Origin of the sequence: Mycobacterium sp. NAZ190054 (assembly GCF_001545925.1) — a bacterium.
In the GTDB taxonomy this organism is placed as follows: Bacteria; Actinomycetota; Actinomycetes; order Mycobacteriales; family Mycobacteriaceae; genus Mycobacterium.
In genome coordinates this window covers 1-11,125 of sequence record NZ_LMVQ01000106.1, presented here as the reverse complement: position 1 = coordinate 11,125, position 11,125 = coordinate 1, and the positions used below count along the sequence as shown (strand labels likewise).

The following is an 11,125-nucleotide window of genomic DNA, read 5'->3' as shown; positions in this document are numbered from 1 at the left end:
TCGATGGAGAACGGGAGCTTGCCCCGCACCGCAGCGGCGAGCATGCCGCCGTGCGGAGTGGGCAGGAAGTCGCCGGGACCGTAGGTGTTGGACACGCACATCGCGACCGCGGGCAGCCCCTTCTCCGCGCAGTACCCGAGCACCATGTTCTCGGCCTCCACCCGGGACCGGACGTAGGCGCCGCCCCTGTCGAGCCAGTTGTGCGCGGTGCGTTCATCGGCGAGCCCGCCGTCGGCCAGGCCGATCGTGGCGATCGAGCTGGTGAAGACGAAGCGGTGCAGATCGGCCTCGACGCCGACATCGAGAACGTTGCGCAGCCCGTCGACGTTGGTCCGCACCATGGGCCGCGGATCGCGCAGCCAGGGGCGGGCATCGACGACGCAGTAGTAGACGACGTCACAACCGGCCATCGCGCCGCGCAGCGCGTCGGTGTCGAAGATGTCGCCGTAGCGGACGTCCACCGGCAGACCGTCGATTCCGCGCGTGGAGCTGGTGCTGCGGATCATCACCCGCACATCGCCCTCGCCGCCGGCGATCAGCTGCTTGACCACATGCGACCCGAGGAAGCCGCTGGCGCCGATCACCAGCTTGGTTCCCGCCATCACGCCCTCACCCGGCTCTCCTCCACCACTAAAACGAGACGCAACGTCTCGTCTTGTGGCACACTACGGGCGATGCCACAGCGTGTAAAGCCGACCGGAGACTTCTGATGGCCACCGATACCGCGGCGCCGCGGCGGCGCAGCGAGAAGTCGCGGGTGGCCATCATGGGCGCCACCCGGAAACTGCTGCTGGAACGAGGTTTCGACAAGCTCACGATCGAGGCGGTGGCTGCCCGCGCGGGGGTCGGTAAGCAGACCATCTACCGGTGGTGGCCCAGCAGGCACGCGCTGGTCGCCGACGTGATCCTCGAAGACGCCGACCGGATTCTGCGACCCATCGGTCACACCGACGACGTGACCGCCGACGTCTGCGCCTGGGCCGTCGATCTCGCGACGGCTCTGACCACGCCGCGCGGGAACGCGATGCTGCGCGTCCTGACCACCGCAGGCATGGAGAACCCGGATACCGCAACCCGGCTGCACGACGGCTTCAGTCACCCGCTGCACGACACGGTGCGGAACCGACTGACGGAATCCGGTTTCACGAGCGCTGCGGCCCAGGACGCCACCGACGCGATCGTCGGCGGCATCGTCTACGCCATCCTCGGCGAGGGCCGGTCCTTCCCGCCGCACCGCGCCGAGTCGATCACGCGCACCGTGCTCGGCAGCCCGCACTGAACGCTCAGCGCCAACGCGCCCACACGTACGGCACCAGCGAGCGCAGGAACTCCAGATCGGGTCCGGGCACCGCCGCCGCGAACGCGTGCTCGAAGTAGTCCTCGGCGACGAGCAGGATCCCCTCGGCGTACTCGCGGGTGTACTCGATGCTGCCGTAGTCGTCCATCAGCCGGCGCACCTCGGTCACCATGTCGTGGGTGCGCTGCGTACGGCCACGGCGCAGATACCCGGTCACCACGTCTTTGTCGGTGCCGGTGGCCGCCGACACCAGATGCATCAGCGGGAGCGTCCGTTTACCCTCGTACAGATCGCCCAGGATCTCCTTGCCGTACATCCGTTCGTCGCCGACGAGGTTGAGCAGGTCGTCGCGGATCTGAAACGCCGCACCGAAATGAAACCCGAACCCCACCAACGGATCCAGGTCCACGGTTCCGCCCGAACCGACCAGGGCTCCGACGCGCAACGGGTGAATCGTGGTGTACCAACACGTCTTCCGCATGATCAGGTCCAGGTAGTCGGCCGGACCGAGATCCTCCACCTGATCGAGCTGCCAGCCGACTTCGATGGCCTGCCCCTCCAGCGTGCGCATCGCCATGGTGTCGAACTCATGCCACACCAGATCCGCCAAGGCGTCGTCGAGTTGCCTGGTCGCCCGGCGAAGCACCTGACTGGCCACCACCGCGAGACCGTCGCCGGCATTGAGTGCCGCGGCGACGCCGTGCGCCGCGGCCAGCGTCGGCCTGCCCCGGCGCATCTGACTGCCGTCGGCGATGTCGTCGTGCACCAGGAACGCGTTGTGCAGCAACTCGATCGCGACCGCGATGTCCAGCACGGCTCCGGGTTCGGCCCCGAACGCGCGACTCGCCGCCAGACACAGCGCCGGCCGAAGCGCCTTGCCGGGACGCGACGGATACTCGCGCATCGGCGCATACAGCCAATCAACCGGCTCTCCGTCGGGAATCGCATCGAGCATCCCGCGCCGTACCGTCTTGGCCACGCTCCGCAGGTGATCGTCGACCTCGCCGATCAAATCGCTGCGGTCGACGGTGCCGGTCACGGCGCACCCTGCCCAAGTACCAGCACCAGCGGCAGCCACACGTCCGGGTGCCCGTCGACCAGAACCATGCCGCGATAGGTGCCCGGGGCGGTCTGCCGGGCCAGCTCGAGTTGCACCGTGACACCCCGGCTGCTGCGTCCCGGCATCGGTACGATCTCGGGGTCGAATCCCGTCACCTCCGGCCCGATGGTCGCACCGTGGTCCGCCAACAGCCCTCCGCATCGGAGCCGGATCTTTCCCAAGTCAACGGATCCGCTGTTGCGCAACCACAGCTCAGAGGTAGCTGCACCGTTCGGTGTCGCTGTCAGCCTCACGCATCCCGACGCCGTCGCCGTCGCCAGATCGAGCGTGGGTTCGGCCGCGCCGGACGGTTGCTCGCACTGCGCAGGCAGTTTGAGGAACTGTTCGACCATGGCCCACCACGACGCCACGAACGGCTCCAATCCGGTGGCCCCGAACAGGTCCGCCCGATCTTGAGCGCCCGCTGGGGTAACCGGTTGCGCCGGTTGACCGTAGGCACCGATGCCTGCCGAGGCCATCCTCACGAACCGGTCGACGAGTTCGCTCGCAGCGCGAAAGCCGTCAGCCTGAATTGCGCTGAGCGCCCGTAGGTTTGCTGCGGAATCAAATACCGACGCCCACGGGAGATCGTTGCTGGATCTACCCCCGCCCCCTGCGTCCATGCGCTTCGCCTCCCTCGGATTCACCGGCGCCAACGCCTCCATGACGGTATGCTAGCTGCGCATACGACGGCAGGAGGGGGCATGTCGGTACTGCGCGCGATACTCGACTTACAGGGAGCTCTGGACACCGCGACCGTCCGGACCGGCGATCCGCGTGTCGCCGAAATCGCCGACCGGTTCCTCCCCGGCAGCTCGTCGACCCCGGGGTGGTACCGGGAACTGCTCGCGTTCATGCTTCCCGGGGTCCCGCAGGTCGATGCCGACCCCACCAACGCGATCCTGGCGCTGCAGGAAACGGGTTCCGAGCCGACCGCGCCGGAGCAGGCGCGACTGATCTATGCCCTCGGCGCGGTGATTCACCTGACCAGGAACGTCCCGGATAGCGTCGCGCTGCCGTTCGACGACCCCACCACCGGGAGGGCCAGGAGTGCATTGGTCTCGTTGCTCGGTCTGACGTTCCCCGAACCGTCCGGCTCGGAATGGCCCGCCGCCCCTCAGGCGTTCCGGGACGAAGGGGACGAAGGAGACGAACTCCAAACCGTCATCACCCTTTTCGACCAGAAGTTCACCGGTTGGCAGGATTGGTACGACGTCGCGCAGCAACTCGTCGCGCTGGGGGTGCTCTCCGCCGACGCCGCCGCGGTGCCTCTCTGCAGGCCGTCGGTGGTGTCGATCGGCGGACGGGACGCGATCGTCGTCGACACGGACTTCACCTCACTCGAGGTGTCCCTCAATCAAGTCAAAGGCGTGGCCGATCCCCGGAATTGGGACGAGAACTACCCCGCCTTCTTCTGCCACATGGAGTACCGGAACCTGCGTCCCGACGGCTGGCGGCGAGTGCTGGAGACGGTCGGGATCTGCGCGTTCCCGCCGCCGATCGGCATCCAGCTCAAAACCATGTTGAAGTTCTTCAAGACCACGGTGGATCTGCCCGGCAGCCACAGCGCACGTCTGGACTACGATCTCAACGACCCGCTTCCGGACCAGGACAGCGACGGCCGCATCACGATCGACCGCGGCTACATCAACATGTGGGCCCCGCAGGGCAACCCCGACGCGCCGCCGGTGGCGGTGCGCACCCGCAAAGTGGTGCGCATCGAGGGAATGCGCCCGTTCACCCAGGGGCGGTTCGTCTGCATATTCGGATACGCCTACGCCACAATGGAAATGCTTTTCGGCTCGGCGAAGCGGCCACCGGGCAAAGGCGAGTACCGCTCTCCGTGGCTCGACGCCCCAGAGATTCCCGACGGTACGGCGCAGTCCTCCCCTGCACCGCACCCGGACAATTCGGCGGCCTCGACCGTCATCACCATGGCCGTCCAGTGCGTCGAGGACATGACCACCAGACATCTCGACGTGACCGACAAGTGGATGTCGGGTCAGCTCACGCTGACAGACCTGGCGCAGTACAGCGCCGAAGTCGGCGCGCGCATCGCCAGCGAGCCGTGGCGGATCATGCTGGCCCTGTCGAAGCCGAAGGGAAGCGCGAAATGACCGGTCCGACCAATCCCGTCGACGTACACCGGGCGACGACTCAGAAGCTCATCGCGGACACCAGCCGGCTCTGGAACACCGCTGCCGCGCAGAGCGACTCGGCCGAAGGTCTCGGGATCGACGGCCGGATCGGCCTGGTACACGGTCTGATCGACGCGTGGGTGAAAGCCTATGTGGCATTCCTGGAGACCCTCATCAAGAGCGGCGGCTGCCTCCCGGTGCCCTCGACGCTGGGGCCGCCGCTGCCGTCCGAGGAGATCACCGTCACCCCTCGGACATTCCCTCGCGACCTGGAGTTCGTCGGACCGCTCGTCCGGGTCGGCCTGCCCGAGGTCACGATCCAGCCGCCCGCCGTCGCCTTCGACCCGCCGTTCCTGCCCGCGGGGATCGACAGGTTCCGGATCGTCCTCGTCGACCACAGGTTCATCGGCTCGAACTACGCGGGCACTGTCCGGCTGAGCAGTTCCGCCGCCGCGACCAACCTGTCGCCCCAGGATCTGGTGCCCGACGAGGTGTCGGTCACCGTCGGGCTGTGAACGACGACGACGTCCCCACCCCGATCGACGACCTGTTGAACAGGGCGGTACAGGCGATCAACCGCGGCGACCGGCGAACCGCCGACGCTCTCGCCGACCAGGTGCTGGCCGCCGACGACGGGAACCAGGACGCCGAGGATCTGCTCACCGCACCCGACGAACAAGGTGAGATCCGCAGGCTGACCATCATGTTCGCCGACCTGGTCGACTCGACGGCGCTGTCCACCCGCGTCGAACCCGAGGTGTACCGCACGGTGATCGGACGCTACCGCGAGGAGGTCGTCCGCCTTGTCGATCACTACGAAGGCCACGTCGCATCCGTCAAGGGCGATGGTCTGCTCGTTCTCTTCGGGCATCCGAAAGCCCACGAGAACGACGCGCACCGCGCGGTGTACGCCGGCCTGGACATCGTCCGTGCGATAGCCGAACTCAGCGAGCGGGTGCAGCGCCGGTTCGGGTTCGGCATCAGCGTCCGGGTGGGCGTCCATCGCGGGCTGGTGTACCTCGACACCGTCCATGACGACATCTACGGTCTCGGGGCGAACTACGCCGCGCGGGTGTGCAGCGTGGCCGACCCCGGCTCGGTCGCGGTGTCCGAGGCGATCGAACTCGTCGTCCGTGACACCTTCCACACGGATGTGCGCGCGCCGCAGGCCGTGAAAGGAGTCCCGGAGCCCATCACGACGTTCCGCGTCCTCGGGGAACGCGACGTAGTCGTCGGCACCGCCGGGCCGCTCGTCGGCCGCGAGCCCGAACTCGCGCATCTGCGGTCGTGTTGGGAGCAGGCCCGGCACCACGCGCTCGGCACGCCCGGGGTCGCGTTTCAGGGCGAGGGAGGTGTGGGCAAGACGCGGCTCGCCTATGCCGCCGTCGAGATGGCCCAACGGGACGGCGCGGTGGTGCTCGGCCTGTTCGGGTCCCCGTTCCACACTGATGTCGGCCTGCGCCCGGTGCGGCGACTCCTGGAGCGCCGCTGCGGGATCCAGCGCGAAAGCGACCCCGCCCACCGGCTGCGCGCCTTGGAGAACGAGGTGCTCCAGCGGTCGTTGCGCCCCGAGGTGGTGGTCCCGCTGTTGGCCCCCGTGCTGGGAATCCGGGCCGAGAGCGGGTACCAGGCCGTCCAATCCGAGGGCGCGAAGTTGTCGGCGCGCATCGCCGGAGCGGTCCTGGATTATCTTCGTGCCTGTCTGGATTCCGGCCCGGCCCTCGTCCTGGCCGACGACGTGCACTGGTTCGACCCCGACACCGTCGCCGTCCTGACGACGTTGCTCGGTGTCGACACCGGGAAGCTGATGGTGGTCATCACCGGGCGCACCCTGCCACCGCTCGGTGACCGCGTCACCGAGTTCACGGTGCAACCGCTCGACGACGCCGAGGCCGAGGAACTGGCGGGCAAGCTCCACCCGGAACTGTCCGGCGACGCGCGCCGGGCGGTCCGCACCCGCTGCGACGGAATCCCGCTCTACATCGAAGAGGTTGTCGCTCACCTGAAAGACCAGACCCTGGGCGACGACTGGGCGACCGCGGTTCCCGACACACTCTACGAAGCCCTCTTTGCGCGCCTGCGCGCCGATCCCGACGCATTGCGCTTCGTGGGCGCCGCCGCACTGATCGGCAGCAGGTTCGACAAGGGACTGTTGTCCCGGGTGCTGGGGCTCGACCACGACGTGATCGAGACGACGCTGACCGGCCTGGCACAAGCCAGGGTGGTCGAACCTGTCGACAAGGAGAGCTGGCGGTTTCGGCACGAACTGCTGCGCGAGGTGGCGGTCGAGGTCTCGCCCCCGACCGTGCGCCGCCGCCTGCACAGCCGCATCGCCGATGCGCTGGTCGCCGGCGCCGATCGCGCCGATCCCGAATGGTCGCTGCTCGCCCAGCATTACGAGTCGGCCGCCCGATACGGTGAGGCGGCCACCGCCTACGAGCACGCGTCGACCGACGCCCGCAGGCGCGGCGCCCTGACCGAGGCGCGGGCCCATCTGGCCAAGGCCCTGGCCGACGTCGCCATGGAGAAACCCGGCCTGGTGCGGGATCACCGTGAGATCGAACTACGGTTGGAGTCAGGCCATCTCGCATCGGCAGCACAAGGCCATTCCAGCCCGGAAGCGGTCGCCGAGTTCGAGCGTTGCCTGGAGCTCATCGGTCCGGATCCGTCCCCTGAGCTCTACGCCACGCTGAACGCGCTGTGGGTCTACTACACGGCCCGGGGGGACCTGCGCCGCAGCACCCAACTCGCCGAGACGCTGCAGGCGAAGGTGGGCAAGTCACCGAAAGCCGCACCGGGGATGGCGACCACCATGGGAATCCTGGCCGGCTTCCGTGGCGATTTCCACGCCGCGCGGGACATGCTGGAGAAGGCGGCGGCCTCCGTGCGCGACACGCCGGCGCCGTCCTCGTTCACCTACTACGGCCCGAACGATCCGATCGGTGGCATGTACTCGTTCCTCGCCTTCGTCCGGTTCGTCCAGGGTGATCTGGACGGTGCCGAGGACGCATTGATGCTGATGGAAGCCCGTAGCCAGGCGGTCGGATTCCCGCGCGGCGCCTTCAGTCTGTGCTACGGACGATCCATCGAGGCGCTGGTACGCTCCGAGTCCGGCCAACCCGCTGTCTGCGCCGAACTCGCGTCCGGACTCATCTCGCTGGCAAGGCAGTACGACTTCGACGAGTGGGTGATGGTCGGATGGAGCCAACAGAGTTCCGGACTCGCGATGGCCGCGCTCGCCGAGGGCCGGACCGATCGCGCCGTCCTGGGACCGCACATCGAGACCATGCGGACCGTCGTCCGGACGTGGCGGGCCTTCGACGTGATGACGTTCCTCGCGATGTCCGACGCCGTACTCGCACGGCTGCTGATCGCAGTCGGTGATCTGGACGAGGCCCGCGACTGCCTGGACGTCTCGCTGAAGATGGGACAGGACACCTGGATTCAGTTCTATGACGCCGAGTTGTTGCGGCTACGCGCGCAGACCTTCCCTGACCGGGAGACGCGCCATGAGCAGCTGTGTTCCTCGTTGGAGCTGGCCCGCAGCCAGGGCGCTCATCTTCTCGGACTGCGCTCTGCCACCGATGATTTCGTCCTCATGGGCGATACCGCCCGGCAGACGCTGCGCGATGCGGTCCAGCGCCTGCCGGAAGGGTCGCGGCTGCCGGAGGTCTCGCGTGCCCGAGCGCTGCTACGGTGACCAGGAAGCGGCAACGGGTCGCCGTGCTCGGCGGCGGCATGGCGGGTCTGACCGCGGCATGGCGGCTCAGTGAGCCCGGGTGGCGCGACCGTTTCGAGTCCATCACGGTGTATCAGCGGGGGTGGCGGCTCGGCGGAAAGGCGGCGTCGAGTCGCGGGGCGCACGGTCGTATCGAAGAGCACGGCCTGCACGTGTGGCTGGGTTGCTACGAGAACGCCTTCGCCGTGCTGCGTGAGTGCTACGCCGAACTCGACCGTGCCACAACGGATCCGGACTCGCCGATCCGGAGCTGGGAGGAAGCCTTCGGGCCCGCGCACTCGCTGGGGATCGCGGAGCGGTCCGGTGACGGCTGGCTGGTGTGGCCCGGCAGGCTCGCCGCCGACAGCGAGCTGCCCGGCGAACCGGACTCGACCGGCACAGAGTTCACCGCCGTCGACTTCGCGGTGCGCGCCATGCAGCTCGTCGTCGCCTTCGTCGACTCGCTCACCACGTCGGCCGCTACCTCGCCACGCACCGGAGAGCTGACACGACAGCTCGAGGCGGTCCGCAGCGTGGCCACCGTGGTCCTGACGGGTCTGATCGAGCCGCCGGTGCCGTTGACCGTGCCCGCCGACATCCTGCTTCGCGCCCAGGACGTGATCGCCGCAGCCCTCGATCACGACCAGCCTGTCGAGACCCGCCGCCTGCTGCTGCTGGTCTCGATGGAGACCGCCGTGGTGCACGGCATCATCTCCGACGGCCTCGTCACCGACCCGAGGGGATTCCGGGCCATCAACGACGAGGATTTCTGCGCCTGGATCACGCGGCACGGCGCACACCCGGACGTCGTCGAATTCCCGCTGGTGCGCGGACTGTACGACATCGTCTTCGGCTTCGAGGACGGCGACGCCGAACGACCCGCACTGGCCGCCGGGGTCGCGGTGCTGCTGACCGGTATCGCTCTGTTCCAGTACAAGGGGGCGTTCTTCTGGAAGATGACCGCCGGCATGGGCGACGTCGTCATCGCCCCCATGTACCAGGTGCTGCGGCGGCGCGGAGTACGGTTCGAGTTCTTCCACCGCGTCGATTCCCTGCATCTGGACGCGTCGCGGCAGGCCGTCGAATCCGTCACGGTCGGGCGGCAGGCCAGGCTGGCCGTGGGCGTCACCGAATACGAACCGCTCACCAAGGTCGGCGGCCTGCCGGTGTTCCCGGCCCGTCCACTGGCCGGACAGCTCGACGGGGCTCCGCGACTCGAGAACACCGAGTCGCACTTCGGCGAGCGGGCCGACGCCGAAGTCCGGGTGCTGCGCCGGGGCGTCGACTTCGACTCGGTGGTGCTTGCCGTCTCACTCGGGATGGTCGAACTCGTGGCCGCCGAACTCGTCGCGGACAACCCGCACTGGCGTGCCATGACCACGCATGTGCGCACCGTTGCCACGCAGGCATTCCAGCTGTGGCTGCGGCCCGAGGAGGCCGCTCTCGGGTGGAGGTTTCCCGGTGTCACCACCAGCGGATACGTCGCGCCGTTCGACACCTGGGCGTCGATGCCGCAGACGTTGTGGGCCGAGCAGTGGCCCGACCACGACCGTCCCGGGACCGTGGCCTACTTCTGTGGCGCGCTGAACACGTTGTGGCCCAACGACCTTGAACCGGGCGACTACGTCGCCCAGTGCCGGCGGCAAACCCTCGACGGCGCCGTCGGTTACCTGGAAAACCATATCGGGTTGTACTTTCCGGGCACGGTCACCGCCGAGGGCTTCGCCTGGCATCTGCTGGCCGGCAACGACGGGCTGCGCGGCGTCGAGGCTCTGCAGACCCAGCACGTCAGCGTGAACATCGATCCGTCGGACCGATACGTGCTGTCCGTCCCCGGTTCCGACCGATATCGGCTCCGTTCCGACGAGAGCGGCTACGACAACCTCGTCCTCGCCGGCGACTGGACCGATACCGGTCTGAACGCCGGCTGCATCGAAGCCGCGGTCATCTCGGGCCTGCAAGCCGCCAACGCGCTTCTCGGCCGCGGGCACCGGCACCGCATCCGCGGGTTCTTCATGCCCTGACGATCAGCCCAGCCGCGCGACGTCGAACGCCACCCCGGCCGCGCGCAGCCGCCCAGCCAATACCTCTCCCATCGCCGAGGCCGGCGTCAGCACCCCGGCGCGGTCCGGAAGCCGGCTCCGGTCGAATGCGAGCGCGAGCACACTCTCCCCGAGGAGCACTGCGGTGGAGGCGTATCCGGGATCGGCCTGCTGGGCCATCCGGGCCACGTACCGCCTGCTGTCAGCGGTGACGGCGTACGTCTCGACACGGTAGTGGCCGGTGCCCGCGTCGTCGCGCGCGCCGACCGCCGTCCGTGAGGTCATGGCTTCCAGCACGCCGGGAGGGATCATCCGCAGGTACGGGCCGCCGAGTCTGCCCGCGGCGCTGATGGTCGCATTGGTCATCAGCGCCATCACCGGCGCCGCCGGCGAGCAACCCATGCTGGCGGCCTCGCGGTAGCGGAACCGCCGCCCGTATCTCCAGTTCAGCAACGCGTTGCTGCGGCGCACGCACCGGGTGTTGTAGAGGGCCATCAGATATCCGCTGGTCCAAAGACCGGTCAGTTCGGGCGCGAACTCCTCCCCCCGATGCAACGACAGATCGGTCTGCGGACCGAGATCAGGTTCGGCAGAACGGTTGGGGCTGAGGCTGTACGGATCGTCGAGGAGTCGCCGCGTGCCCCGATCACCGGAGCCCGCGTGCATCAGCGACAGCATGGTCTCCACACTCCCGCGTGAGAATCCGGCGGCGTAGTTGGCCGACCTCAACACGTACGTGGTCTCACCCAGCTCGCCGCCGCCGTCGGCGGTCGCCTGACGGTGCAGCGCGTAGACCGTCAGGTCCGAGGGGACCGAGTCGAATCCGCACGA

General features: G+C 68.3%; 9 protein-coding genes. 5 read left to right on the top strand and 4 right to left on the bottom strand.

Translation table 11 applies throughout. The annotated features are described in order from the left end of the window. Positions 1–602: NAD-dependent epimerase/dehydratase family protein (locus ASJ79_RS09385; protein ID WP_156448355.1), on the bottom strand; the 602-nt coding region annotated here is incomplete at its 3' end. 107 nt (positions 603–709) lie between these two features. On the opposite strand from ASJ79_RS09385, the gene ASJ79_RS09380 reads away from it, so the two are divergent. After that, positions 710–1,279 (top strand): TetR/AcrR family transcriptional regulator, encoded by a 570-nt coding sequence (locus ASJ79_RS09380; RefSeq protein WP_067954458.1) that lies wholly within the window; start codon positions 710–712, stop codon positions 1,277–1,279. A gap of 4 nt (positions 1,280–1,283) precedes the next feature. Here the strand turns inward: ASJ79_RS09380 and ASJ79_RS09375 are convergent, their stop codons facing one another. Next, positions 1,284–2,336, bottom strand: a complete 1,053-nt coding sequence (locus tag ASJ79_RS09375) for a polyprenyl synthetase family protein (protein WP_067954455.1) — start codon at positions 2,334–2,336, stop codon at positions 1,284–1,286. Continuing rightward, positions 2,333–3,061: a hypothetical protein gene (locus ASJ79_RS09370; RefSeq protein ID WP_231750796.1), complete on the bottom strand. Its 729-nt coding sequence runs from the start codon at positions 3,059–3,061 to the stop codon at positions 2,333–2,335. The genes ASJ79_RS09375 and ASJ79_RS09370 overlap by 4 nt, the downstream gene beginning before the upstream one ends. Before the next feature lie 39 nt (positions 3,062–3,100). Between ASJ79_RS09370 and ASJ79_RS09365 the strand changes: the two genes are divergently transcribed. Genes ASJ79_RS09365 through ASJ79_RS09350 form a run of 4 tightly spaced genes read left to right on the top strand, consistent with a single transcriptional unit; the run spans position 3,101 to position 10,276 of the window. Beyond that, the gene (locus ASJ79_RS09365) at positions 3,101–4,513 is read left to right on the top strand and encodes a hypothetical protein (RefSeq protein ID WP_067954453.1); all 1,413 of its coding nucleotides are present in this window, start codon (positions 3,101–3,103) and stop codon (positions 4,511–4,513) included. After that, positions 4,510–5,049 (top strand): hypothetical protein, encoded by a 540-nt coding sequence (locus ASJ79_RS09360; protein ID WP_067954451.1) that lies wholly within the window; start codon positions 4,510–4,512, stop codon positions 5,047–5,049. The genes ASJ79_RS09365 and ASJ79_RS09360 overlap by 4 nt, the downstream gene beginning before the upstream one ends. Next, positions 5,046–8,234 (top strand): adenylate/guanylate cyclase domain-containing protein, encoded by a 3,189-nt coding sequence (locus ASJ79_RS09355; RefSeq protein ID WP_067954449.1) that lies wholly within the window; start codon positions 5,046–5,048, stop codon positions 8,232–8,234. The genes ASJ79_RS09360 and ASJ79_RS09355 overlap by 4 nt, the downstream gene beginning before the upstream one ends. Then, on the top strand, positions 8,231–10,276 hold the full coding sequence (locus ASJ79_RS09350) for an FAD-dependent oxidoreductase (RefSeq protein ID WP_067954446.1): 2,046 nt from the start codon (positions 8,231–8,233) through the stop codon (positions 10,274–10,276). Before ASJ79_RS09355 ends, ASJ79_RS09350 begins: the two co-directional genes overlap by 4 nt. A gap of 3 nt (positions 10,277–10,279) precedes the next feature. Here the strand turns inward: ASJ79_RS09350 and ASJ79_RS33105 are convergent. Further along, positions 10,280–11,125: enoyl-ACP reductase (locus tag ASJ79_RS33105; protein WP_067954444.1), on the bottom strand; the 846-nt coding region annotated here is incomplete at its 5' end.